General features: G+C 54.7%; 23 protein-coding genes. 12 read left to right on the top strand and 11 right to left on the bottom strand.

Annotated features, from left to right (window positions below; genetic code table 11):
- From AC01ZF_RS14785 to AC01ZF_RS14765, 5 genes are all read left to right on the top strand, one after another.
- Window positions 1-885, top strand: a complete 885-nt coding sequence (locus AC01ZF_RS14785) for an alpha/beta fold hydrolase (RefSeq protein ID WP_424675254.1) — start codon at window positions 1-3, stop codon at window positions 883-885.
- A 15-nt stretch (window positions 886-900) separates the two neighbouring features.
- A complete protein-coding gene (locus tag AC01ZF_RS14780; RefSeq protein WP_424675255.1) occupies window positions 901-2,940 on the top strand; it encodes a S9 family peptidase in 2,040 nt (679 codons plus the stop codon).
- 30 nt (window positions 2,941-2,970) lie between these two features.
- The gene (locus AC01ZF_RS14775) at window positions 2,971-4,665 is read left to right on the top strand and encodes a fatty acid CoA ligase family protein (protein ID WP_424675256.1); all 1,695 of its coding nucleotides are present in this window, start codon (window positions 2,971-2,973) and stop codon (window positions 4,663-4,665) included.
- A 206-nt stretch (window positions 4,666-4,871) separates the two neighbouring features.
- Window positions 4,872-5,861, top strand: a complete 990-nt coding sequence (locus AC01ZF_RS14770) for an NAD-dependent epimerase/dehydratase family protein (RefSeq protein ID WP_476575459.1) — start codon at window positions 4,872-4,874, stop codon at window positions 5,859-5,861.
- Window positions 5,862-5,943: 82 nt separating this feature from the next.
- Entirely contained in the window at window positions 5,944-6,963 is a 1,020-nt protein-coding gene (locus AC01ZF_RS14765) for a 3-oxoacyl-ACP synthase III (RefSeq protein WP_424675258.1), read from the top strand.
- A 32-nt stretch (window positions 6,964-6,995) separates the two neighbouring features.
- Here AC01ZF_RS14765 and AC01ZF_RS14760 read toward each other — a convergent pair whose 3' ends face one another.
- Window positions 6,996-8,504 carry an ATP-binding protein gene (locus tag AC01ZF_RS14760; protein ID WP_424675259.1) on the bottom strand — a complete coding sequence of 503 codons (1,509 nt, stop codon included), beginning with the start codon at window positions 8,502-8,504 and terminating at the stop codon, window positions 6,996-6,998.
- Between the two features lie 67 nt (window positions 8,505-8,571).
- Window positions 8,572-9,252, bottom strand: coding sequence for a response regulator transcription factor (locus tag AC01ZF_RS14755; protein WP_428112585.1), 681 nt, complete (start codon window positions 9,250-9,252; stop codon window positions 8,572-8,574).
- A 439-nt stretch (window positions 9,253-9,691) separates the two neighbouring features.
- Here AC01ZF_RS14755 and AC01ZF_RS14750 point away from each other — a divergent pair, with 439 nt between their 5' ends.
- The 7 genes from AC01ZF_RS14750 to AC01ZF_RS14720 all read left to right on the top strand — a co-directional run bounded on the left by AC01ZF_RS14750 (window position 9,692) and on the right by AC01ZF_RS14720 (window position 15,387).
- Window positions 9,692-10,156: a heme-binding domain-containing protein gene (locus AC01ZF_RS14750; RefSeq protein ID WP_424675261.1), complete on the top strand. Its 465-nt coding sequence runs from the start codon at window positions 9,692-9,694 to the stop codon at window positions 10,154-10,156.
- A 35-nt stretch (window positions 10,157-10,191) separates the two neighbouring features.
- Window positions 10,192-11,031 (top strand): PepSY domain-containing protein, encoded by an 840-nt coding sequence (locus AC01ZF_RS14745; RefSeq protein WP_424675262.1) that lies wholly within the window; start codon window positions 10,192-10,194, stop codon window positions 11,029-11,031.
- Between the two features lie 103 nt (window positions 11,032-11,134).
- Window positions 11,135-11,545, top strand: a complete 411-nt coding sequence (locus AC01ZF_RS14740; RefSeq protein WP_428132349.1) for a hypothetical protein — start codon at window positions 11,135-11,137, stop codon at window positions 11,543-11,545.
- A gap of 14 nt (window positions 11,546-11,559) precedes the next feature.
- A complete protein-coding gene (locus AC01ZF_RS14735) occupies window positions 11,560-12,501 on the top strand; it encodes an FAD:protein FMN transferase (RefSeq protein WP_428112580.1) in 942 nt (313 codons plus the stop codon).
- Between the two features lie 12 nt (window positions 12,502-12,513).
- The gene (locus tag AC01ZF_RS14730; RefSeq protein ID WP_424675265.1) at window positions 12,514-13,362 is read left to right on the top strand and encodes a ferric reductase-like transmembrane domain-containing protein; all 849 of its coding nucleotides are present in this window, start codon (window positions 12,514-12,516) and stop codon (window positions 13,360-13,362) included.
- Window positions 13,363-13,487: 125 nt separating this feature from the next.
- A complete protein-coding gene (locus AC01ZF_RS14725; protein ID WP_424675266.1) occupies window positions 13,488-14,669 on the top strand; it encodes an MBL fold metallo-hydrolase in 1,182 nt (393 codons plus the stop codon).
- Window positions 14,670-14,775: 106 nt separating this feature from the next.
- A complete protein-coding gene (locus tag AC01ZF_RS14720; RefSeq protein ID WP_428132351.1) occupies window positions 14,776-15,387 on the top strand; it encodes a biotin transporter BioY in 612 nt (203 codons plus the stop codon).
- Window positions 15,388-15,574: 187 nt separating this feature from the next.
- On the opposite strand, the gene AC01ZF_RS14715 is transcribed toward AC01ZF_RS14720, so the two are convergent.
- The 9 genes from AC01ZF_RS14715 to AC01ZF_RS14675 all read right to left on the bottom strand — a co-directional run bounded on the left by AC01ZF_RS14715 (window position 15,575) and on the right by AC01ZF_RS14675 (window position 24,328).
- The gene (locus AC01ZF_RS14715; RefSeq protein ID WP_424675268.1) at window positions 15,575-15,886 is read right to left on the bottom strand and encodes a hypothetical protein; all 312 of its coding nucleotides are present in this window, start codon (window positions 15,884-15,886) and stop codon (window positions 15,575-15,577) included.
- Complete coding sequence (locus tag AC01ZF_RS14710; RefSeq protein WP_012615842.1) at window positions 15,883-16,134, bottom strand: hypothetical protein; 252 nt, start codon at window positions 16,132-16,134, stop codon at window positions 15,883-15,885. The genes AC01ZF_RS14715 and AC01ZF_RS14710 overlap by 4 nt, the downstream gene beginning before the upstream one ends.
- A gap of 39 nt (window positions 16,135-16,173) precedes the next feature.
- Window positions 16,174-16,644 (bottom strand): CRISPR-associated protein Cas4, encoded by a 471-nt coding sequence (cas4, locus tag AC01ZF_RS14705; protein ID WP_476575458.1) that lies wholly within the window; start codon window positions 16,642-16,644, stop codon window positions 16,174-16,176.
- Window positions 16,645-16,679: 35 nt separating this feature from the next.
- A complete protein-coding gene (locus tag AC01ZF_RS14700) occupies window positions 16,680-16,910 on the bottom strand; it encodes a hypothetical protein (RefSeq protein WP_424675270.1) in 231 nt (76 codons plus the stop codon).
- Window positions 16,910-18,076, bottom strand: coding sequence for a M50 family metallopeptidase (locus AC01ZF_RS14695; RefSeq protein ID WP_424675271.1), 1,167 nt, complete (start codon window positions 18,074-18,076; stop codon window positions 16,910-16,912). Before AC01ZF_RS14695 ends, AC01ZF_RS14700 begins: the two co-directional genes overlap by 1 nt.
- Before the next feature lie 127 nt (window positions 18,077-18,203).
- Entirely contained in the window at window positions 18,204-19,652 is a 1,449-nt protein-coding gene (locus AC01ZF_RS14690; protein ID WP_428112574.1) for a cellulase family glycosylhydrolase, read from the bottom strand.
- A gap of 80 nt (window positions 19,653-19,732) precedes the next feature.
- Complete coding sequence (locus AC01ZF_RS14685) at window positions 19,733-22,480, bottom strand: alpha-L-rhamnosidase-related protein (protein WP_476575457.1); 2,748 nt, start codon at window positions 22,478-22,480, stop codon at window positions 19,733-19,735.
- A gap of 3 nt (window positions 22,481-22,483) precedes the next feature.
- A complete protein-coding gene (locus AC01ZF_RS14680) occupies window positions 22,484-23,446 on the bottom strand; it encodes an alpha/beta hydrolase (protein ID WP_424675274.1) in 963 nt (320 codons plus the stop codon).
- Window positions 23,447-23,488: 42 nt separating this feature from the next.
- A complete protein-coding gene (locus AC01ZF_RS14675) occupies window positions 23,489-24,328 on the bottom strand; it encodes a phosphatidate cytidylyltransferase (protein ID WP_424675275.1) in 840 nt (279 codons plus the stop codon).
- Window position 24,329: the final 1 nt, after the last annotated feature.

Below are 24,329 nucleotides of genomic sequence, written 5' to 3'. Positions count from 1 at the left end.
ATGCCGATGACTGTTGCATTTGTCCATTCGCCTATCCGTACCCTGTTTCCATTTCAGATCGGTGCGTATACGACATCGTCTGGTGTGATCCGCTATGTTAATGAAGGTGTTGGCCCATCGGTCGTAATGTTGCACGGTAATCCGACATGGTCGTTCTTTTATCGACGTCTGATTACTGCCCTTCGTGACCGGCGACGAATCATCGCTCCCGACCATCTCGGCTGTGGTTTATCGGATAAACCACAAAATTATCACTATTGTCTTGCCAACCATATTGCCAATCTGGAACAGTTGCTCCTCCACCTTGCCACCGGCCCGGTCGATCTCGTTGTGCACGATTGGGGTGGTGCGATTGGGATGGGCTGGGCTGTACGCCATCCCGAATTGGTACGACGGATTGTAGTGTTGAATACGGCAGCGTTCCTTTCACCCCACATCCCATTGCGGATTGCTATAGCGAAAATTCCACAACTTGGCGAGTGGACTGTGCGTCAGTTCAACGCATTCGTGCTGGCTGCTACCGTATGGGCTGTCGAACGTCCGTTGCCACCGGAGGTTCGCGCGGGTTATCTGTGGCCTTATGATACACCGGCTCATCGGATTGCCGTTGCGCGGTTTGTACAGGATATTCCTCTCCACCCTGCGCATCCGACATGGCCGCTGATCGATGCTATTGACCGCGAGTTGGTCTGTCTACGTGACAAACCGATGCGTATCGTCTGGGGTGGTCGCGATTGGTGTTTCGATGACCGATTTTTGGCCGGCTGGCTCAAACGGTTCCCTAATGCAGAAGTGACCCGCCTTGATGACGCCGGGCACTACGTGTTGGAAGATGCTTCTGATGAAGTGATTGCCCGCATTGCTCGCTGGCTATTGGCCGAATAACGAAAGTGAGACGTTATGAGTGTTGAGGCTCTCCGTCCGCCACACGCCGAACGCAAACCGGTGATAATTCGTCTACACGGTGATGAGATCGTTGATGAGTTTGCGTGGCTGGAGAATCGTGATGATCCGGCAGTCATTGCCTATCTCGAAGCTGAAAATGCCTATGCTGAAGCAGTGATGGCACCGGCCGCACCGCTGCGTGAGCAGCTCTACGCTGAAATGCGTGACCGGATCAAAGAGGAAGATCGGTCGGTGGCGGTGCCGCGGGGACGGTATCGTTACTACTCGCGGACTGAGGCCGGTGCTGAGTATCCGGTGATGTGTCGCACCGCGGGTGATGATGGACCGGAAGAGGTGTTACTTGATCTGAACACATTAGCAATCGGGTATGTGTTTTGTCAGTTGGGAGCTTACGAGCCGTCACCGAATCAACAATTATTGGCGTATAGCTTAGATACCACCGGTTCAATTATCTTTACGCTGTTCATCAAAGATCTCACAACTGGTGCCTTACTCGATACGCCTATCGAGCGGGTGAATGATGTACAATGGGCCGATGACCGAACCCTCTTCTACACCGTCTTCGATGATGCTCACCGGTCGTACCGCCTCTACCGTCATGTACTGGGGACTTCACCTGCCGACGATACGTTGATCTATGAAGAGACCGATGAACGGTTTAGTCTGAGCCTACGTCGTACCCGTTCGGGATCGTATCTCCTCCTTACGAGTTATAGTCACGGGGGAACTGAAGTACGCTATGTGTCAACTGCTACCCCATTTGCCGACTGGCAGGTGCTCTATCCGCGACGGCCCAAGGTTGACTACTTTGTCGATCATCATGGTGAATATTTCTACATCCGCACGAACGACGGCGCCGAGAATTTTCGCCTGATCCGCGCACCGATCACCGATCCGATGGCGATGATGGAAATCGTGCCCGGTCGTGTTGATGTGCTAATCGACCATTTTGATTGTTTCGCTGACTATTTGGTAGTCTATGAGCGGCGCGATGGGTTACGTCAGATTCGGATCAGCACCCCCGATGGTAATCAGGTGCGTTACGTTTCGTTCCCCGAACCGGTTTACACGTGTGGACCGCACGAAAACAAAGAGTTCGCAACTGACCGGTTACGCCTGAGCTACAGTTCACTAATCACACCGCTGTCGGTCGTCGAATACAATATGCGCACCGGCTCATGGCAGGTGGTGAAGCAGGAGGAGATTCCGTCCGGCTACGATCCATCGCACTACGTCAGCGAACGCCTCGCTGCGACGGCGCCAGATGGAGCACAGGTGCCGATCTCACTCGTTTACCGGCGTGACCGACCGCGTAACGGTGGACCTTGTCTTTTGGTTGGGTATGGCTCGTATGGCTACAGTTATGAGCCATCCTTTGATAGTAAGCGCCTCAGTCTTCTCGACCGGGGCTTTGTTGTGGCAATCGCCCACGTTCGCGGCGGTCAAGAACTAGGGCGACAGTGGTATGAGCAGGGGCGTATGCTTCATAAGCCCAATACGTTCAGTGACTTTATTGCCTGCGCCGAACATCTGATTGCTACCGGATACACCTCACCTTGTCAATTGGCGATTAGCGGGCGGAGTGCCGGTGGTTTGCTCATGGCTGCCGTCGTCAATGCTCGCCCCGATCTCTTTCAGGCGGTGGTCGCCGGAGTGCCGTTTACCAATGTGATTATCGCGATGCTCAAACCCGATCTACCACTCACCGTCACTGAATGGGAACAATGGGGTAATCCGGCCATCGAAGCCGAATATCGAGTGATGCGTTCATACGATCCCTATCTGAACTTGAAGCCGGGGCCGTATCCACACATTCTGGCGACTGCCGGTCTCCACGATTTGCAAGTGCCGTATTGGGATCCGGCCAAATGGGTGGCTAAGCTGCGTACTGTCAAAACCAATGATGCGATGGTACTGTTACGCACCAATATGCAGGCCGGTCATAGCGGCCATTCTGGGCGCTTTGCCCGTCTCACTGAGTTTGCATGGGAGTATGCGTTTATCTTAACTGCCTTGGGAATGGTGTCATCGTAGGTGTCGAGCGTTTCCCAAGAGGAATGTGCTATGCGCAACCTTAGTCAACGCAGCGAAACTGAGCTATGGCCCAAGGTGGTCGGGGCGAATGTCGCCCGTTATCTGCCGTGGATGGCCCAACACATACCAAAACAGACGGCGATTATCACCGGGGTGGGCCGTGATCGGTCTGGCAAGGTGATCTATCGCCGGCAAAGTTTCGCCGGTCTCAATACCGCTAGCGACCGGCTGGCGTGGGGGTTGACAGCCTACGGCTTTCGCCCAGGTATGCGGGTCTTGTTGATGGTTCCGGCAGGCGAACCACTGATCCGTCTGACCTTCGCTCTGCTGAAGGCTGGTTGTGTTCCTATCTTGATCGATCCTGCGATGGGGCGACGCAATTTGGCTCAGTGTATTGCCGAAGTTGCACCGGAGGCCCTAATCGGTGTGCCGCGTGCGCATCTCCTCCGACTCATCTTTCCGCGTGCCTGCTCGACGATCAAGCACGCGGTTTCAGTTGGTCCGGCGTTGCCCGGTACCGTGGCTTTGCACGAGCTAGAGGTGGCGGTGAATGCTCCCTTTGCGCTGGCCGAAGTCGCCCCTACCGATCCAGCAGCGATCGTCTTTACCAGTGGGAGCACCGGTACGCCGAAGGGGGTGCTGTATACCCACGGAATGTTTGAGGCCCAAATTCACGTATTGCGTGAATTGTTTGGTATTGAACCGGGTGAGATCGAGATGCCGGCTTTTCCGCTCTTTGCCCTCTTTAATGTTGCGCTCGGTGTCACTTCGGCTATCCCACCAATTGATCCGACGCGCCCTGCCCGGTGTGATCCGGCAGCAGTGGTCGAGTTTATCCGTGATCTCGGTGTTACCTCGACGTTTGGCTCACCGGCGATTTGGGAAAAGGTTACAGCCTACTGTCTTGAACACGGTATTCAACTTCCATCGTTGCGTCGGGTACTGATGGCCGGTGCGCCGGTACCGGCCTACTTACACGAGCGCCTCCACCAGATTTTGATACCGCCGGCCGATAGCTTCACGCCCTACGGTGCCACCGAAGCCCTCCCCGTCACCTCGATTAGTGGCCGTGAGGTGCTCGCGGCCCGCGCCGAGCAGCCATCGCCACTGGCCGGCACCTGTGTTGGCTGGCCAGCCTCCGGCGTAAAAGTGGCGATTATTCCGATCAGCGATCAGCCGATCCGGTCGTGGCAAGAAACCCAGTCTCTCCCGGCAGGCGTGATTGGCGAGATTTGCGTGAGCGGGCCGGCAGTGACCCGCGAATATGTGGGCCGACCCCAAGCAACGGCTCTAACTAAGATTGCCGACGGCGATCAGGTTTGGCACCGTATGGGTGATCTCGGCTATTTCGATGAGTATGGTCGGTTGTGGTTTTATGGGCGAAAAAGTCAGCGTGTGATCACGTCTTATGGGACGCTCTTCACTGAGCCGGTCGAGTTGCTCTTTAACCAGCACCCGGCGGTGGCGCGCTCGGCGCTGGTCGGTGTTGGGCCGAGCGGTGCGCAATTGCCGGTGGTCATTGTCGAGCGACGGCCACAGGTCACTATCGCGCCAACCCAACTTATCGCCGAATTGCGCCAACTCGCTGCGACGACAGAGATGACTGCATCGATCCATAATTTTTTGATCCATACGGCATTTCCGGTCGATATTCGCCACAATGCCAAAATCTTTCGCGAGCAATTGGCGGTTTGGGCGGCCAAGCAGTTGCGCGTACCAGGGTGAGCATGTGGCGCAAAAAACTGTGCTTCGATGTGTCACGTTTCATTGAATGTGATAGAATGCGGTAATCGTGCGGAATGCAACAGTTTCTCTGCCGCATACTCATCGATTGACTATCAGTCAGCCCATCACTATGCTCTCTCGCGGCATGCGTCTGCGAGTGCAAGCAGAATACGGGGCAAAGTGCATAGTCAGCCTGGTGTTATCCAATGATCGCTCTCGTTACCGGCGGCAACGGCTTTGTTGGCCGCTATCTGGTTGAACAACTCTTAACCCGCGGCGACCACGTGCGCGTGGTGGGGAGGGGTGAGTATCCTGAATTGCAGGCGCTCGGCGTTGAGACATTTCGCGCCGATCTCGCTACACCCGAAGCGGCGCCAGTGTTGGCCCGCGCTATGCGCGGCGTGACAACGGTCTTTCACGTCGCAGCTAAAGCCAGTTTGTGGGGCCGTTACGACGACTTCTATCAGGCCAATGTCAGCGCTACCCAGCGCGTGGTGAAGGCTGCTATCCGTGCCGGTGTGCCCAAGTTTGTCTACACATCCACACCGTCGGTTGTGATTGGGATGGAAGACTTGCACGGCGTCGATGAACAGACACCGTACCCAATCCGCTACCTGGCTCCTTATCCGCAGACGAAGGCCATCGCCGAACGCTACGTGCTTGCTCAGACCGGGATCGCCACCGTCGCGTTGCGGCCTCATCTTATCTGGGGCCCACGCGATCCGCATATCTTGCCGCGACTCTTACAACGGGCACGTCGTCGGATGCTGTTTCAGATCGGGGATGGTACGAATCTGGTCGATGTCTGTTACATAGAAAATGTCGCCGAGGCTCACATTCTGGCGGCGGCGGCCCTCGACGAGCGCTCCCCGCTGCGTGGACGGGCTTACTTTATCGGCCAAGAGCACCCGGTCAATCTCTGGCAGTTTATTGGCGAGATTCTTACCCATGCCGGCTGCCCACCGGTACGTGGCAAACTACCGGCTACAGTCGCTTACCGACTCGCAACCGTCCTAGAATTTCTCTATGCCACGCTGCGGTTGCCCGGTGAACCACCGCTCACTCGATTGATGGTGCATGAGTTGAGCCATTCCCATTGGTTTAGCCATGCTGCTGCCGAACGCGATTTTGGTTATACGCCGCGGATTAGCATTGAAGAAGGACTTAGGCGAACGTTTGCTCAGCAAGCAACGTAACGCAGCGCTCTATAATGCAGCAGTTTCTCTACCGCAAAGATATGTTCACCTGCCGCACGGTCAATACAACACGGAGGCTTACGTGCTCTTCAAGCATGTCATGATCGAAGCAGTTAGTTATGTATTAGCTCCCCATCGTATTACATCGGCTTGGATCGAGGATCAGATCGCCGAAACAATGGAGCGTCTGCGTTTTCCGCGCGGTAAGCTTGAGGCACTTTCTGGTATCCGTGAGCGTCGGTTTTGGGATGAGGGAACCCTGCCCAGCACCGTGGCGACAATGGCTGCTGAGCAGCTCTTGAGCCGGGTCAACATTGATCGCGAGCGGATTGGTCTGTTGATCAACACCTCGGTGTGCCAAGACTATCTCGAACCATCAACCGCCTGTTTTGTTCATCGCAATCTCGGCCTGTCGCCGCGCGCGATCAACTACGATGTGCGGAATGCATGCCTTGGTTTCTTGAACGGAATGGCAATTGCCGGGATGATGATCGATGCCGGTACGATTGATTATGCGCTGATTGTCGATGGTGAGGGTTCGCAAGATGCGGTAATGGCGACAATCCGGCGTTTGCGTCGGCCAGAAACCACCAAGCAAGATCTCCGCGATAACATTGCCACGCTTACGCTCGGCTCAGGTGGCGCGGCGATGCTGCTGACCCACGAGCGCCTCTCGCGCAGTGGCCATCGCTTGAACGGTGTGGTTACACTGGCGGCGACCCAATACAATCACCTCTGTCTCGGCCAACCCGATTATATGAAGACCGATGCCACCGCATTAATGCATGCCGGTGTTGAGTTGGCCGTGGCGACGTGGCAATTAGCTCAAGAGACGTTGCCCAACTGGAGTGATCGCCAGATCGCGCTCTATGCACCCCATCAGGTCGGTGCGCGCCATATGGCCGCGGTAACCAAAGCGTTAGGGATTACGCCGGCCAAGCTCTTTCTTAACTTTCCGACCCTTGGCAACATCGGGCCGGCTGCCTTGCCGATCTCGTTGGCTCAAGCCGTCGAAGCCGGGTGTGTGCGTGCCGGTGATCATATCGGCCTGCTGGGAATTGGGTCTGGTCTCAACTGTGCGATGATGAGTGTGACGTGGTGAGTCGGCGATGGAGCGAGCACGGTCGCGCTTCGCTACGCGGCTGGGATGGTGAACCACACTAGTGTTCCTTGCTTAACCTCACTCTCGATCCCTATCGTGCCGCCATGGGCCTCAACTAAGCCTTTGGCAATCGAGAGCCCAAGACCGGCATTATTGGTGTTACTCGATCGGTTGCGAGCCTGATCAACGCGATAAAACCGCTCGAAGAGATACGGGAGATGCTGCGTCGGGATGCCACAGCCGGTATCTCGCACACCGATCCGTACTTGTTTACCAACCGGTTCGGCGGTGATCGTAATCGTTCCACCGGCCGGCGTATAGCGCAGCGCGTTGTCGATCAGGATCAGCAGAATTTGACGCAACCGGTCGGGATCGACTAATACTGTACCCTCGGCTCGCGCTAGTATGATGGTGATGCCATGCTCGTCACCGAGCCGACTGACGTGACGGTGGAGATCGGCCAGAAAATCGTTGAGTGCTATCGGTTGGCGTTGTAACGTCAACGATCCACTATCGAGCCGTGAGAGTGTCAGTAGATCATCGACTAGCCGGCGCATGTGGTCGCTTTCGGTGAGTACGTCGGTCAAAAGTTCACGCTGATCCTCATCTTCAGCATTCCGCAACGCCACTTCGGTGCTGGCCCGGATGAGCGTCAACGGCGCCCGCAGTTCATGGCTAGCGCTCGAGATGAAGCGCAATTGGCGCACCCATGCCTCCTCCGCCGGACGCAATGCTCGTCCGGCCAACCACCAGCTCGCAATGCCGATCATGACTGCGCCGAATGTCCCATACCCTACCAATCCCGTCAGTAACTGGCGCAGAACCAGGTCTTGATCGTTGAGCACCCGACCTAATTGCAGTGCTGCCGGTCCATCGGGCCGAGTAAGCCGGTAGGTTAATAACCGTACCCGTTCCCCGTTTATTGTCGTGATCGTGCGCAGGTCTGAGCCGTTCCACAGGGCAGCCGCTAACGCTTCTTGGTGCGCAGTCATTGGTAATGCTGCTGCGTTGGGATTAAACAAAATGCGGCCTTGGGCGTCGAGTGGCAGTACAAAGATCGAGGCTAGTTCAGCATCATAAGCTGCTGGCAGTAAGGTTGTTGTCGGTGGATTCAGGTGTTCACCCTTGATTTCGATCTCAAGAATCCTACCGCTATACGCATCGATGATCATTTCACTATCATCACGGAATTTTATTTCGTATTCATTGTTTTCTTTTTTCAATTTCACACTCTTAATCTCACCACTGCGCGCCGCACGTGCAATCCGGCTCGCTTCTTGCGGTGTTAACAGACGGCTGCGATTGCCCGTCCCCTCTGTTCGTAACACCGACCAGTCTACATCGGCTGTTGCCAATTCCGGTGGCAGTGGCGCATTGAGTGAATGAAACTCATGCACCATTTTGTGCTGTAAAGCAAGATCGGTAATCTGCTCGAAGTAGCGGTTAACAATCGTGTAGGCACCACCACTGACTAAAACAATGATCACGATAGCGGCAAGTGTATAGAGAAAAGTAAACTGCCAACGCAGTGGTTTGAGCACATTCTGCCTCCAATCGCCACCTGGCTTCACGCTTGAGGCCGATTGGGTCACACTCTTCATCAGTAGTTTAAGCACGTTCCGCCTCCAATCGATACCCAATTCCGCGTATTGTTAGAATTGGATCGGTTTCACCTGGCGCATTCAATTTGCGCCGTAAGTATGAAATATACACATCAACCATTTGCGGTTGTACGTCATGTTCAAACGACCAGACATAATCAAGGATTTGTTGACGGGTGAGAGTTTGCCCGGCGTTTCGCATCAGATATTCGAGTAGCCGCCATTCGGTTGGCGTCAGATCGAGTCGGCGTTCGCCACGACGGGCCGTGTAGTTACGCAAATCGAGAACGATAGCGCCGATCCGTAGCTCGTTATTACCAAGACTCGGGTTAAATCGCCGTCCCAATGCGCGCACACGGGCTAACAATTCCTCAAAAGCGAACGGTTTGACGAGATAATCGTCGGCGCCACTTTCAAATCCCAGTACTTTATCCTCGAGCTGTCCGCGTGCTGTGAGTAAGAGGAGCGCTGTTGGTAGCCGTGCTGCGCGGACGGCTCGGCATAGCGACGGCCCATCTCGCCCTGGTAGCATCCAGTCAATCACTGCTACGTCGTACACGCCCTGCAATAGCAAATCGAGCCCACTCTCACCGTCGTGAGCAACATCGACAGTATAGCGTTCTTCGCGCAACACCCGCTCGATCAAGCGTGCCAGCCGTTTGTCGTCTTCTACGATTAAAATCCGCACGATTTGCTCCTCTATCGTATTCCGCTGTTATTGCGCGGGGAATCGCTCTCAATTCGAGCCAAATCATCTCTCTTTCCCAGCGGGAGAAGGCTGGGTTGAGGCACTCCCCCATTAAACCACGTTGCGCCCTCTGCGCGCTTCGCGTCTTTGCGTCTTTGCGTCTTTGCGTCTTCGCGTCTTCGCGTCTTCGCGTCTTCGCGTCTTCGCGTCTTTGCGTCTTTGCGTCTTTGCGTCTTTGCGTTTGAATCATCTGCGCCTATTCGTTCACCCTCCCCTAGCGGGGGAGGGTTGGGGTAGGGGCATCCTCTGTAGCTACCCCTGTTATACCCCGAAAACCTTGGAAAAAGATTGGAATATCCGTGTTTCATTTTAAGACTCTTTTGAGCAAGCGCCGATATGGTTATAGGCGGAACCTGAACAATGCAATGGAGATGACCTTATGTTGAAGCAACTATTCCGGCCTCGCAATGTAGCAATTGCCATCGTGATCTTCTTTGTCGCTATCCAAGCCGTACCGGTGTGGGCATGGCAAACCAATCCACCGGTAGTGACAGATGTGGCATGGACGACACCCGAAGCAGCAAGCATCGCCCGCCGCGCGTGCTACGACTGTCATAGCAACGAGACAGTCTGGCCGTGGTACAGCAAAATTGCACCGGTCTCGTGGCTGGTGACGTATGACGTGATCAAAGGGCGTAACGAGCTGAACTTCTCGCTGCCGCTGCGCGAACCGGCTGAATTAGCCCAAGACATTGCCGAGGTGGTGCGTAACGGTGAGATGCCGCCGCGCGCCTATCTGCTGACCCATCCCGAGGCGAAGCTGACCCCGCCAGAGGTGCAAACGCTCATTGCCGGTACACCCGGTGCTACCGATGGTCTTACATCCGAACACGATGACGATTAAACCCATTCATTACAAATAAGGAGGAAATGAACCGTATGAATCGCACAATGTTTCTGATCTCGGCCGTATTGACTGCCTTCGTACTTGTCGTAATTGGTGGTGTTGCCGGCCAACTCAGCCTTACTATGGTTGCCGAACCGGTACCCACCGAGATTGTTGTTGAGTCTACTCCTGTCACCGTTCCGGCTATCGATCCGACAGCGGAAGCATTGATCCGTGAGCGCGAAGCAGCATATCAAGCTTCCCTTGCCGAAGCCAATCAGCGCTTGGCCGAAGCCAATCAGCGCCTTGTTATTGCTCAGCAGGAACTTTCAGCTCAGGCAGCAGCTTCTGCACCGGCAGCACCTCCAGCTCCGGTAGTAGCGGCTACCGCCCCGGCAGCAGCACCTCCGGCCCCGGCAGCAGCGGCTACCGCCCCGGCAGCAGCACCTCCGGCCCCGGCCTATGCAGTCACGCCTGAGCAAGCTCAAGCCATTGCTATCGCCAATGCCGGTGGCGCAACCTTGATGCGCTTCCCTGAGTTGGTCAGCTTACAAGGTACACCGGCGTATGAAGTTGTCTTTGATCGCGGTGCCATCTACATCGATGCCCAAACCGGTGCGATTTTAGCCAACACTATCGTTGAAGTTGCACAAGCTGCTAATCCGATCGGTGAAGACCAAGCTATTGCAGCGGCAACTGCCTACCTTGGCGGCGGTACCGTAGCAAAAGTGAAGCGTGAATATGAGCATGGCGTCGATGTCTATGAAGTCAAATTCACCGATGGCAGCGAAGTCTATGTTGATGCCTATAACGGTCAGGTCGTCTATGCTAAAGTCAAAAATGATGGCGATGGCGACAAGGACAAGGATAAGGACAAGGATAAGGACGACTAGTCGCTGCTTGACAATCCGGGTGGTGGACTACCCAATGCTAGTCCACCCACTGCCCGTGTAGTGATCCCAACGTTTATTGCAATCCACAAGAGGAGGATATACCATGCAACAACAGCGTAAATCTGCTCGTGCCGATGTCACCGGTCTCAAGTGGTTTATCAGCTCAGCGGCACTGGCCGCTACTATCGGTGGCTGGGGTTGGCTGACGACACAAAACCCACCCCTGATGGATATAGCCGCAACAACACCGAATATCGTGATTGAGGAGCCGTTGGTAGAACGTCAGCCTCTTCCGAATTGGCTGGTACAGGCACCTGGTATCCCGGTGTTGCCAACGGTGGCGCCGTTGAACATCCCTGAACGACCAGCAGCAGCCCCCGCTCCGGCCCCGGCAGCAGCCTCCGCTCCGGCGCCGGCAGCAGCCCCCGCTCCGGCGCCAGCTCTCCGTGAAGTCTCAGTACCGGCACCGGCACCCCGCCCCGCTCCGGCGGCTCGCACTCGCTCGTCACGGTAAGCGGAGGAATCATCATGCAGCGGCTACAGTTTCGCGCGATGGGTTCAACGATCACTATCGTGATCGATAGCGATGATCCGACAGCCCGCTCAGCCCTCAATATCGCCCGGCGAACCTTTCTGCGCTATGAGCAGATTCTGAGCCGCTTTCGTTCGCATAGCGAACTGTCGGCGCTTAACCGACGTGCCGGTCGTGGGCCGGTTCGCGTCGGATACACCCTATGGTGTGCCGTGCAGTATGCCTTGAGGGCTGCGTCTGCCAGCGATGGCATTGTGACACCGACTGTTGGTGCTGCACTGGTTGCTGCTGGCTATGATCGTGATTTTGCAACCCTCGCCGATGGGATTGTACGTCGGCCAGCCGCTGCCCATCCTGCTCCCGCTTGGCGACACCTTCGGCTCGATCCGAGTCGGCGTACTATCGCCCTCCCCGCCGGGGTACAGCTCGATCTAGGAGGGAGTGCCAAGGGTTGGACGGCGGCTATCGTTGCCCGTCGCTTGGGTCGTCGCTTTCCCACACTCGTCGACGCCGGTGGCGATATTGCCATTAGCGGTCCGCAGCGCAAAGGTGCGCCTTGGCCGGTTGAGGTGGCCGATCCACGTGATCCCGATCATGGTCTCGAACTTCTGTTACTCTGGCGTGGCGGTGTCGCTACCTCCGGCATCGATTATCGACGCTGGCAACAAGGTGATCGATGGCAGCACCATCTGATCGATCCGCGCACCGGTTCTCCTGCTGCTACCGATATCCTAGCCGCGACTGTTGTTGCATCCAGCCTTACTATCGCCGAAATGGCGGCCAAAACGGTCGTCATCCTCGGCTCTGAGGCAGGTTTGCCCTGGCTCGCGGCTCGTCCTCAACTTGCTGCTCTATTGATACGACTTGACGGTACGATCATTCGCACGCCGAATCTTGCCCGCTATTGCTGGCAACCAACGGCAATCCCAACTTCATGAGGAGACATCGATATGAGCACTGAACCACTCGCTAACGACCAATCAATCTCAGCCGAAGTCGCTCAGGCGGAACCGGTTGCACCGTCTCGTCCACCTCGACCGGCGCGTGCAGCAGCTCAGTCGGCGCAGCCGACAGCACGGCCACAACGCACGCTCACCGCCAATCCCGATCTGGTCGATCTACCACCGGCGATGTCGTTACCGGCGCTCTTTACTATTCTGCTCGGTGCTATTCTTGGTGCATTCGCGGCCGTGATCATCTTACCGGCTTGGTTACCAGGGCTGGGCTGGTCGTTGAGCGGTGATGAGCCGAAAGCCTATTGGTATCTCTCGCGCAGTAGTGCTGTTGTCGCGTATGCTCTCCTCTGGTTATCGATGGTCTTTGGCTTGCTCATGACCAACCGCATGGCACGGCTATGGCCGGGCGGTCCGGGCGCTTTCGATCTGCATCAGCATACAAGCCTGTTGGGGCTTGCCTTCGCCATCTTCCACGCCCTCATCTTGCTCGGCGACCGTTACATCAGTGCAACTCTGACAGAAGTTCTGACACCCTTCGGTTATATCGGTTATGAACCGTTTTGGGTTGGTTTAGGCCAGCTTGCACTGTACGGCATGGCGGTGGTTGGCCTCAGCTTCTACATCAAGCAGTGGATCGGGCGAGCGATGTGGCGGCTGATTCACCTCCTCAGCTTTGTCATCTGGATTCTGAGCCTCCTGCATGCCATTTACAGCGGTAGCGACCTCGATATTCTCACCGGATTGTACTGGCTGAGTGGCGGTAGTGTGCTGTTTTTGACCATCTATCGGATCCTGGTCTCGTTTCAGCCGACCAAGCCACGCCCGGCGCGTGCCACCGAGTAATGTCTCTCATTGAGAAATAAATCGCAACCCAATTTACCCGCTTTGCGCTTGTTTCACCAAGTTGCGGCGGGTAAACTGTTTTCATGGTTTTGCGAAGAGGCACCATCACCGCAAAGGAGTGGCCAATGACGACGCTCGAACACTTGCAAACCGGCATTGGCGTGCTTAGTCCGGCAGAGTTGTATGCCGAGCTGCTAGCCGAGCGCCCGTTGATGATTCTTGACGTTCGTAATGCGGTAGAATATGCACGCAATCGAGTGCGTGGCCGTCAACCTATTCCCACCCTAAATATCCCCTATTTTGAGTTTATCGAGGATGAAGAACAGACAATTGCTCGCATATCTACCGATAAGCCGGTAACGGTGATCTGTGCCAAAGAGGATTCATCGCAGTATGTAGCCGAATTGTTGTCGGCTCACGGTATTGCTGCACGCTATCTGCTGGGTGGATTCCGCGCCTGGCTTGATTTTCACGTTGTCAACGAAGTTGTCAATGCGCCATGGGGTCGTATCGTGCAAGTTTTCCGACCGTCTCGTGGTGATCTGAGCTACGTGATCATTAGTGCTGGCGAGGCCGCCGTGATCGATCCCGGTCGCCAGATCCACCTCTACCAGGAGATTGCTGCTGCGGCGCAAGCCGATGTTACCCGCGTGTTACTTACCCACCTCGCCGCCGGTCGTTTATCGGGTGGGCCATTACTTGCCGGTACACGCCATACCTTGCTTTATATCCATCCGTATGATGCCCTCCATCCGCGCACATTGTTGCCGGCCCGTCTTGCCTATATGCCGTTGCTTGGTGGCGAACGACTACCGCTCGGTCATTTGCTCATTGAAGCCCACTGGTTCCCCGGTCATACTCCCGGGCATCTCGTCTATCGGGTGATTTCGCCCAACGGTGAACGCTATTTGCTTACCGGCGATGCGTTATTGGTATCCGGCTGTGGCCGTACCGACCTCGCCGGGCATCCGGTTGCTTGGACTGAGCTACTCTTCCGTAGTTTACACACGACGCTCACCGAATTGGTCAACGATCAGACGCTGATTTTACCGTCGTCGAGTGTGAGTTTGGCTGAAGTCCAACCTAACGGGACGATTGCTGTGCCGTTTGCCGTCTTGCGCAATCAACATCCGGCTTTACGCACTTCAGATCCGACGGAGTTGTTGGTGATAGTGAATCCGCCAACGGCTGCGGTATCAACCACGGTCGATACCTTTTGGCAAGTCAATCTCGGCTTACGTCAGCTCAGATCCGAAGAAGTGGCTGAGCTTGAAGTGGAACCATCCCATTGTGTCTTAGCGAATTGAATGATAACGGTCAACACTTGTTTTACACTTGTTTTACATCGGTCGAAGATCGGCTATACTGTATCTCATCAGAAGGACTCGCCGATAGATAACAGGTGGAGGTGTCATGAACCAGACATTGACCACAACCGAGACGCTGGCCCAAGCAGTTTTGCCGCGCCGTGGCTGGCTGGCTTACCCATTAGTGGCCGATGCACTGCTGGTGGTATTGGGTAGCCTATTCGTTGCGCTGACGGCACAAATCCGTATTTCACTTATGCCCTTCTCACCGGTACCGATTACCGGTCAGACGCTGGGGGTACTGGTAACAGGTAGTCTGTTAGGACCTCGACTTGGTGGGTTAGCACTTGTGCTCTATTTGCTCGAGGGTGCAATCGGGTTACCGTTCTTTGCCGGTGGCGCCGCAGGTTACACGTACATTTTTGGGGCAACCGGTGGCTATCTGATCTCATTTCCCATCGCTGCTGCTTTGACCGGTTGGCTGGCAACACGTGGTTGGGATCGTCGTTTTTTGACTGCTGTAGCGTCAATGGTGTTGTCCAACGTGGTTATTTATCTGATTGGGGCAACATGGTTGGCATTCTTTATCGGCGCCGAAAATGCCATCCTTAAGGGCGTGCTCCCCTTCCTGCTCGGCGATGCAATCAAGATCGTTCTTGCCGCTGTTGCTCTGCCGGGCGGTTGGCAATTCCTCAAGTGGTTGCGGGAGCGTCGGTAAGATACGGATGGACGGGGACACGGATACTATGAAAAGGGACACGGATCCTGACGGATGTGACGGAATGCACACGGATGAAATAGGACACGGATAATAACGGATGTGACGGATGCACACGGATTTGAGACAATAAGTATATGCCCGATCCGTGGTCATCCGTCTAATCCGAGTCCCCTGATCGACCCGTCTAATCCGTGTCCTCCTGGTACGGTACGCACGTTGTACACACCCGAAAAGGGATGCCATTTTCACTCATCACACGTACATTATCGCGCGTACCACAATACCGACACACCGACAGATTTGCGATCTCATCAGCGCGCCACAACTGGGGCGTCTGGCTTAACTCCATTGGTGCCTCGGTTGTCAGCACACCGATCCGAACACAAACGGCAGCGGGAAAAATATCGGCTACGCGGGCGGCTAGATGGTAGTGGTACGAATACACCTCGTCACCGATCAGCATGCCGTGCAAACGGGGATGCGGTTGAATTTTCATACCTGTGCTAACCGTTCCATTAATTGTCGTAGCTCACCTTCGGATAATACGAACGGCGCATCGTCGGCGAACATAAGATCGTCGAGAGCGTCGCGAATCACAGCTTCTTCTTCAGGAGGCACGATGATCTCACCCTGCTCTAACTCGTAAAACCGGTCAAATGCCCATGCAGCCAGTTGTTTGCGCGAGAGGCGACCGGCTAGATGTTCGGCAATCGCCGATACGAGATCATCGCACGAAAACTCCATTGCCATCCTCGCTTTCTCAGCAGCACGAGAAGATTGTCGTCAGCTAAGCGCCTCTTCACACTGACTGCGAAAACCGCAACCGCGGCAGCGTGCGATTTCATCGTGGTTACGAGCGACATTCGTGGCGGTGAGGAGATCACGCATCTCGGCCAACGTATTCAATACCTCGTTCCGTACCTCATCGGTATAGCGCAGTCGAAAGGTATCATTGGCGTATCGTAGGAGGCCGTAAGGTGGAGCACTACCGGTAGTCTCTTCCAACAACACGAGATACGCCGCTAATTGCATTAAATCCGACAGATAAGGCTGGTTAGCCTGTCGGTTTGGTTTCACCTCCACCGGGATCAGCGCCTGTCCTTGCTGCAACAAATAGTCAGGCTTACCGGTCAGGCCAAGTCGCGCGCTATATAGTGGCTTCGCCAATGTGCGGGTCGGGCCGGTATCCATGTCGATCACTCGTGCCCATGGTAAACCGCTGCGGCGTCGGAGCACAACCGCAAGGACAAGCATTACTACAGCGCAGAGGATGAGTACGAAACCTAGCCCTACCATGTGCCTGCCCAAACCACGAGTCCAATCCCACCGATCAGCAGCGCAACACCAAGCCAAAGCAGACGCTGGCTGAATACCACTAATCGCCCGTGACGAACATGGTTTATTGTCCCGAAGGCGCGTCGTTCGGCACCTTCAGGTTCGCGACCACCAACTCGACGTAACCACCACGAACGGGCACAGTAGTAGTACTCGCCCAATTCACTTGCCCGAATAATCTCCATCAGCGCCCAAAGATTGGTGTGCCTTGCACGGCATTGATCACGTCGTTTACCGTCAAGAGCAACATCAGGCCCATCAACGCCATAAAGCCAAATGTATGCACCAGCGCCTCTTTTTCAGGTGGTAGCTTCTTCCCTCGCACCCATTCAATCAATGCGAATATAATATGGCTACCATCGAGCGCCGGGATAGGTAGCAAATTGAGGATAAACAGGTTCAGACTTAACACTGCCGTGAGCGACCAGAATGAGATGAAACCATCGGGCTGGCGAATCACTTCACCGGTCGCACGGGCAATTCCGACCGGACCCAGTGGCTCACCGGTAGGTGGCGGCGTTGGGCTAAATAGTCCGGCAATCGCTGCCGGTAGATCGGCCAGCATCATTACCATCCGCCCGGTCAGTTCAAAACTATGCATCAACCCGGCACCGATTGCAGCCAGCGGATGAATCGGCTGATTCACGACTTGTGGCCCGTAACTGAACCCAAACCCGGCACTAAACTCGCGCCCGTCGGGCGCTGTCCACGGTCCTGGGGTAACATTCAGCGTCAGTTCCGATCCGTTTCGCACCACCACCGCTTCAATCATTGATCCTAACCGTTTGCGGGCAACATCACGGATGACCTGCTCGCTCGTAACCGGTTGACCATCAAGCGACACCAACTCATCGCCGGGCTGAAAGCCGGCCATCGCCGCCGGAGTATTTGGAAAAACGTTACTGATCTCCATCCGTCCGGTCGGCGTTGGAATACCGGTAGTAGCAAAGAGGACGGCAAAGATCACCACTGCTAAGATAAAATTCATCAGTGGGCCGGCCAGCATCACCGGTATCTTACGCCACGGTGGCGCTGCGGCCAGACTACCACTACTGTATACCGCATCTTTTTCTCCGTCCATACCGGCAAAGCGGACAAAACCGCCTAGCGGTAGCCAATTGAGAGTGTATTTGATCCCGTTTCGTTCAAATAATACTAATGCGCGCGGCGGAAATCCGATGCCGAACTCTTCAACTTTAATCCCCATACGCAGCCCAACCCACAGGTGACCTAATTCATGGACAAACACCAGTAGGCTGAGCATTATCAGAAAGACCAGAGTTGTCAGCAATGGATCGAGAATCCCACTGATAAGTTGTGACCAAAGTGTGTTCAAAGTTGTAGTGAGCATACCATGCCCCAATCAGTAAGAGTAATAACGGCGACGAGCCAACCGCCCGCCGCCGCTCGTGTCTACAGATAGTGTACCGGATCGACTTGGTCAAGTCAAGGGATTCAAATATTGACCCGTCGGTAAGTTACGGTTGTCGTTTCAGATAAATGTTTTCAAACCCAACATTGAAGATTGCTGTTGAACCGCTGATAGTCGGAGTAATCGATGTGCCATCGCGCGTATAAGCGGCAATAACTGATGTGGCCGGTAACGTAATCTGGCGCGGTGTCCCATCAGTTGACCAGATCACATCAAGCACAAAGCCATTACCTCGGAAGCGATAGGCTTCGATGCCGGTACCATAGCCGGTAAACGCTTGTGGTGGCACGCGCACCTCGTTCAGCCGTTGAATAGCGAATTGCATCGCATTGTAGGCCGGTCGTGGCTGCTGACTGTCGTCCAGTAAGCTCGTATAGCTCCACCCAGGACCTTGCAAGGTATACCAGACATACGCTTCAACCCCTTCAGCCATTGCCCGTATCGATGTACGGATCAGATGGTTGGCTTTTGCCTGTTCAAATTGGGGTAGTATAGAATTACAATTGAAATATTCATTCATACATCGTAAACCGGTCTCATTCAGAAAGAGTGGTTTGTTAATGCCGTAGCGTTGCATCACGTCACGGAGGAAGCGAATTTTGCCGATTGTTGTCCCTCCTCGATCTTTCCAAGCACCGTTGAGACTCTGTTCATGGAGATCAAAATCGACATTGGGGACTCCTAGAACGTTGGCAATATAGCTCGGATAGCTATGAAACGCTAGAATGTCAAAATACGGGCCGGCACCGGCTCGTAGAGCACCCTCTAAGAAATTGAACGGTTTGCCGTCTGTATTCGTTGGCTGATTCTCAGGACGTGCTAGTAACAAACCGCCGAAAACAACTTTTGCACCCGGATCGGCAGCCCGAATTGCTGGGGTTACAACTTTTAGCATCCTGCCATACCGCTCACCACCGTAATATTCATCGGCGATGTTACCCCAACAGCCGAATTGAGAGTTAGTAGGAACAAGAATAGGATCAACATCTGGTTCGTTACCTAATTCCCAGTAACGGACCAAATATGGGGCTTGGCTGTATTTTGCAACAACTTCTCGTACAAACATGGCAAATTCATCATGGTATTCGTCAAGAATGGCCGCGCAGATATGGCTGCTCCCGGTCGCCCACGATGGGTGATCGTCAATGATGGCCATTACCTGCAGCCCTAACTCATTGGCCGTCAAGACCTCCTGCTCAAATATCTGGAAGCTGGGCGCATTCCAGTTAATCGGGCTGTTCTGGGTAGGTTGCGCTTCCCGCCAACTCAGCGTGTTGAGTCGTACCCAGTGCGCATTGAGGGCTTGGGCGCGTGGTTTAACTTGTGAACTGTACAGCCAACCTGGATTTGTCTCAAACCCGAGCGGTCGAATCGCGTGCGAAGCAACGATCGGTACATAGAGGGTTGTGGTAATGGCCGGTGTCTGTGCCACTGTTGGTAATGCAGTCGCAAGCAATACAATGGCGAGGAGAGCGAGGATGAGACGATGAATCATGGTTTTCTCCCAAAGATTCGGTGCTGAATCATAGGTATCCAGATCGTAAAACACACCTGTTGTCGTTCACTGATGTTCTATTACCCACCGCTTAACGGTATCCGCATACGTCCATCGGCCATTTGGCTAATCGTAGCGTTGTGATAGTTTGGTGACCATACTTCTTCCCCGTTGTAGGTGATCACCGTTGAATCGGATGGGGGTGGGAGCAGCAAAGCTCCTTGTGTCCCTTCAGGTGCCTGAATCGTCACTCTGCCGGAGTTGCAATCGGCTCTTTCCCATGTTACAGTAAGCGAACCGCTTAGCAAGGGTATTATTCCCGTTGCATGATTCATACTCTCCCAAGCCGGGATAACCTCCCATGTCGTTGGACTGGTTTGGCGCGCTCCCACAATAGCGGTGGTCAGAAACCACGTCGGCGCTCCACTCCAGCTATGTGAACGGCTCGCGTACCAAAACCGATCGCTGTTCAGATGTTCCCACCACGTCGTAGCACCGTTAGCCAGTTGCCAACCGTAAAATGTTTTTATGAGATTGATAGCATCGTTGAATCTTCCCGCGCGGCGCAGACCTTCTAGTACCCAAAACATACCGTATAACTGTACATTGGCGCGGGCCGGATCACGTTCGGTCAAGTCGAGCAGTGCGGTAGCAACCAGTGGGATCTCCGCTTCCGGTACTATACCGTAGGCAAGCGGAAACGCTTGCGCGTGCGGGCCGGGGGCAATAATGTGCTCGTCAATAATGCTGGTAACGTAGCGGTGTTCAGATGAGTCGTATAGGTAACGGTTGATCCCTTCACGTACCCGTGTTGCTTCGTCTAGCCATTGCGTAGCCGTGTTGGTTTCACCGAGCGCCTGGGCAATCGTAGCCGCTGCTTGCAATGTGCCATAGTACATTGCATTGACCGGAGTAGATCTGCCGTAGCGAGCGGCTACGACGCTACTGTCAATATAGCTCGGTCGCCACGCCAGGTTTGTCGGTAGCTCAAGTAGTCCGGTGTCATTCTGGCGATAGACGGCGATGTAGTCCAAAAAACGAGTAATGGTAGGCCATAACTCGTGGGCAAGGGTTGCGTCACCGGTACGTTGGAGATCTGCGGCAATCGCTTGAACCCACAGCATGCCGTAATCAAGCATTCGTCCGGCAACATTCGGTGCCATTGCTGCCGGTGTCCCTTCAGGGGTGAAGGCGTCGGCAAGCTGCCGTAACCCGCGTCGGAGCAATAATTGGTCGCCGAAGGCAACTTGATTGATGTGATAGGATACAAATGCGTCGCCCCACCATTGCCCTCGTTCACGCCAGGGCGTATCGGTGTAGGCATCTGTCATATTTGGCAGTAAGCTATCGACGCCGACCTGCCAAATCTGGTTTAACAACGGATCGTCACTCGTAAATGACCCAATTTGAGTAACCGGATACCGTTCCTCACGCACCTGGAGATTGCGCAGCTCAACCGATTCATTACTCCAGACCGCAATGACAATGTACCGCCCGGCTCGGGTATCGATAGTGGTTAGACGCTGTTCGCGCCCATCAAGCCGCCACGAATCGATTTGGTTCCATTCTGGGTGTAACTCGCCGGGAAATGGGAGCGGAATAGTTTGTTGCCATAATCGTTCATCCCAACCAATGTCAACCGTGGCCCCGTCCGGTCCTGCTACCTCTGCGTATAACCTGCCATGCACGGTTCGCCCCAAGTCAAGAACGGCATAACTGGCCGGTGGTTGGAAGGATAGTGTCGGTGAGGGTGTCTCGGATACGGTGACTGCTTGTGGATCGGGTTGTGGCGGCGCCAGCAACACTCGCCGTCCGGCGTGGGCTGTAGCGTTCAATGTCGGTATGCTTGCTAACCCCTCTCGCGAGATGAATATCGTCCAGCCTTCTGGTCGCTCGCTGAGTCCGGTGACGTGCAGCGTATGCGTCCCAACATTTGCCAGATACGAAGCAGTGACAATGCCCGGTGGTCGTTCGGATGCGGGTCTCCAGATGAGTTGATTTCCGTTTATCGTTATATTTGTGGTAAGTTCGTCTTGTAAACTTACCAGTGTAAGCATTGTCTGGTGCTTTACTTGAATCTGGAAACGCGCCTGATCCTCGCTACTCAATAACTCAATCGGGACGAAATCTTTCCCCAGCCAACCGGTGCTAATACGCTGAATTGGTATATCAACTTCAACCGTTAAGGGTATCGAGCGGGCGGTAAACCGAGCGGGCGTCACCTCGACGGCAACGGCTGGTTGCCACGGTGACTCTGTGCCCATAAGTGACCAATCGGGTGGTAACAAACGCAAATCAACAATTTCGGTCGGCCCGATCAGTCCCCAACGATGAACAGGAGCCGCATCACTACGGTAGGCGAAGAGTGGTTGTGTTTGCCAATGCGGGCCACTGGTAGTGAGCGTTTGACCCGCACTCTGGAGAAGCGCCCATAAAAACGGGCGCTCCGATTCGCTCCGCCGAAAATTGGGTGCCCATTGGACACGGACGATTAACACGTGCCTGCCTGGCGTGAGATCACCAAGCGAGAGTTGATCGTATTCACGATGTTGACGCGAGAATCGTGCCGGACCACGCCCAACGAAATTGCCGTTGAGGTAGGCTTCGTAACGTGTATCGGCAAAGATAGAGAGGATTGCGTTCGGAGCGAGTGTATCGCGCTCGATGACAAGACGGAAGAGCGCAACTTCATGGGCTGCCGGTGTAGAGCTGTGCCACCAGATCGGAGTAGCAGCGCAAAAACAGAGATCGGCTGCCCGTGTTGGTTGTGGCCAGCAGAGGCAAAGTAAAGCCGTAATCAGCCAGAATGTGGTGAACGATCGCTGCATTGACTATTGTTTCTGACGCACTACCTCGTCCAACCACTCCATCATCTCGGCAAAGTAGCGTTCACGCACCGGCGCCGGTGATAACGCGAGATCATGTAAACCGTCCTCAATCGCGATCATCGTCACATCATCACCAAGCCGTGGGCCATCACGGCGCATATGCGCAACGTCAAGCACAATATCGGCCTTGGTAATCTCAGCACTACCGGGAATAGGCCATGCCGAGCGTGCCGAGTGGGTAATCAAAATCGGGCAGCGAATACCGAGTCCGCGTCGTAATCGACGTTGGGCCAGCAAGATAGCCCGCGCCGTACCGGCCCGCATCGGAATACCGTTGATCGGTTTCCAACGCTGGTCAAACTCCCATTCACCGTTCGCTCCTCGATAAATTGTCTCGCCGTATACCGATGAGAGCTTACCAACGATCCGCATAGGTTGCCAGCGCCCAAGCAGCATCACCAACGGGATTGAGGCTCGTGTGAGTGGATCGATAAAGAAATCGAAAAACGGACTGTTTAACACTAACGCACCAAGCCGATCACGGCGCTGCCCTTCTCCGGCGTACATTGCCGCAATCAATCCCCCTGCCGAATGGCCGTGCAACACGAGCCATGGCCGGTGTTGTTCTGCATCGATGATCTCAATCGCCGCATCGATGAACGGATAGAACTCGGCAATATCGCGGTAGAAGCAGGGGATTTGGTGAGGCTGCATCGCGCGTCCGTGGCCCGGCAGATCAATGGCGTAGAAGGCGTAGCTGTGAGCCTGAAACACTTCGGCAAGGTGCGTTTGAAAAAAGTAATCGGAGTAGCCATGCACATACAACACCGCCCGCGCTGCAGCATTCGGATGTGATCGGCGTACCAAGACGGCACGACCCCCCGCTACATCGATTTGGCGCATCTCGAATCCGGCTAAGGCTACGTCGGGCCTCCATTGTTGTTGAGTTGGTACCGCTGTAATCATTGGATCGCACCTTGTTCTACACCAACGAATCGGCGTTGTATCTCAACGGGTAAACAGTACGATGAAATAATAAACCACCGGCCCGGTAAACAAGATACTATCAATCCGATCAAGAATACCACCATGACCGGGGATAATAAAGCCTGAATCCTTCACCCCAACTTGTCGTTTGATCAACGACTCGGCAAGATCACCAAGCGGCCCAAAGATACCGGCAACGACACCGAGAATCGCTGCTTGCCAGAGTGTAATAGGCAGACCGAGTAGTGGCACGCAGAACAAGGCAGTCGCGATTGCCGCTGTCATACCACCAAAAAAACCTTCCCAGCTCTTTTTGGGGCTAAGGATAGGTGCCATTTGGGTACGACCCAACTTGCGACCGACAAAAAAAGCACCGGTATCTTGCAACCACGTAATCGCTAAGGTAAAAAAGACCCACGCTGCACCGGGAGGAATGCCGGCAAATGCCAACCAACCGTTCTGGAGTGGCATGTCAAGTTGACGTAATAGCAAATAACTACTCAGCAAACCACCGACATAGTACGCACCGGCAAAAGTCAACGCCCAACTGAGCAAACTGGTTTGGCGCTCATGACGCGCAATCTCAACGATCAGTGCCCCGATGATTGAGCCAAAAATCACCACCAACATCAGATCAATGGTGGTCAAAGGCTGAAAAAAGGTTGCCGCACAGATCGCTAACCCGATGGTAATCCCTTCCACCGTGCGTGGCGCATAGCCACCGTGGCGAAAGATGGCAAACAACTCACCGATCGACAGTGCGATTGCGAGACCGGCCAGTAAGGCAGTCGTTGGCGGCCACCACACGGCGGCGATAATCAGTGGGAGTAACACCACGACACTGGCGATCCTTGTCGCCAAC

It is taken from the genome of Chloroflexus sp. (assembly GCF_056331925.1).
Note: the sequence above shows the minus strand (reverse complement) of the source record. Positions and strands in the feature narration are given on the sequence as shown.

Bases quoted from the DNA above. Each gene is read 5' to 3' on its own strand.
- AC01ZF_RS14725 (WP_424675266.1), top strand. From the start codon at position 13,488: ATGACGACGCTCGAACACTTGCAAACCGGCATTGGCGTGCTTAGTCCG.
- AC01ZF_RS14740 (WP_428132349.1), top strand. From the start codon at position 11,135: ATGCAACAACAGCGTAAATCTGCTCGTGCCGATGTCACCGGTCTCAAG.
- AC01ZF_RS14700 (WP_424675270.1), bottom strand. From the start codon at position 16,910: ATGGAGATTATTCGGGCAAGTGAATTGGGCGAGTACTACTACTGTGCC.
- AC01ZF_RS14690 (WP_428112574.1), bottom strand. From the start codon at position 19,652: ATGATTCATCGTCTCATCCTCGCTCTCCTCGCCATTGTATTGCTTGCG.
- AC01ZF_RS14775 (WP_424675256.1), top strand. From the start codon at position 2,971: ATGCGCAACCTTAGTCAACGCAGCGAAACTGAGCTATGGCCCAAGGTG.
- AC01ZF_RS14780 (WP_424675255.1), top strand. From the start codon at position 901: ATGAGTGTTGAGGCTCTCCGTCCGCCACACGCCGAACGCAAACCGGTG.
- AC01ZF_RS14685 (WP_476575457.1), bottom strand. From the start codon at position 22,480: ATGCAGCGATCGTTCACCACATTCTGGCTGATTACGGCTTTACTTTGC.
- AC01ZF_RS14720 (WP_428132351.1), top strand. From the start codon at position 14,776: ATGAACCAGACATTGACCACAACCGAGACGCTGGCCCAAGCAGTTTTG.
- AC01ZF_RS14715 (WP_424675268.1), bottom strand. From the start codon at position 15,886: ATGAAAATTCAACCGCATCCCCGTTTGCACGGCATGCTGATCGGTGAC.
- AC01ZF_RS14730 (WP_424675265.1), top strand. From the start codon at position 12,514: ATGAGCACTGAACCACTCGCTAACGACCAATCAATCTCAGCCGAAGTC.
- AC01ZF_RS14745 (WP_424675262.1), top strand. From the start codon at position 10,192: ATGAATCGCACAATGTTTCTGATCTCGGCCGTATTGACTGCCTTCGTA.
- AC01ZF_RS14680 (WP_424675274.1), bottom strand. From the start codon at position 23,446: ATGATTACAGCGGTACCAACTCAACAACAATGGAGGCCCGACGTAGCC.
- AC01ZF_RS14785 (WP_424675254.1), top strand. From the start codon at position 1: ATGCCGATGACTGTTGCATTTGTCCATTCGCCTATCCGTACCCTGTTT.
- AC01ZF_RS14735 (WP_428112580.1), top strand. From the start codon at position 11,560: ATGCAGCGGCTACAGTTTCGCGCGATGGGTTCAACGATCACTATCGTG.
- cas4 (WP_476575458.1), bottom strand. From the start codon at position 16,644: ATGCTTGTCCTTGCGGTTGTGCTCCGACGCCGCAGCGGTTTACCATGG.
- AC01ZF_RS14770 (WP_476575459.1), top strand. From the start codon at position 4,872: ATGATCGCTCTCGTTACCGGCGGCAACGGCTTTGTTGGCCGCTATCTG.
- AC01ZF_RS14710 (WP_012615842.1), bottom strand. From the start codon at position 16,134: ATGGAGTTTTCGTGCGATGATCTCGTATCGGCGATTGCCGAACATCTA.
- AC01ZF_RS14695 (WP_424675271.1), bottom strand. From the start codon at position 18,076: ATGCTCACTACAACTTTGAACACACTTTGGTCACAACTTATCAGTGGG.
- AC01ZF_RS14750 (WP_424675261.1), top strand. From the start codon at position 9,692: ATGTTGAAGCAACTATTCCGGCCTCGCAATGTAGCAATTGCCATCGTG.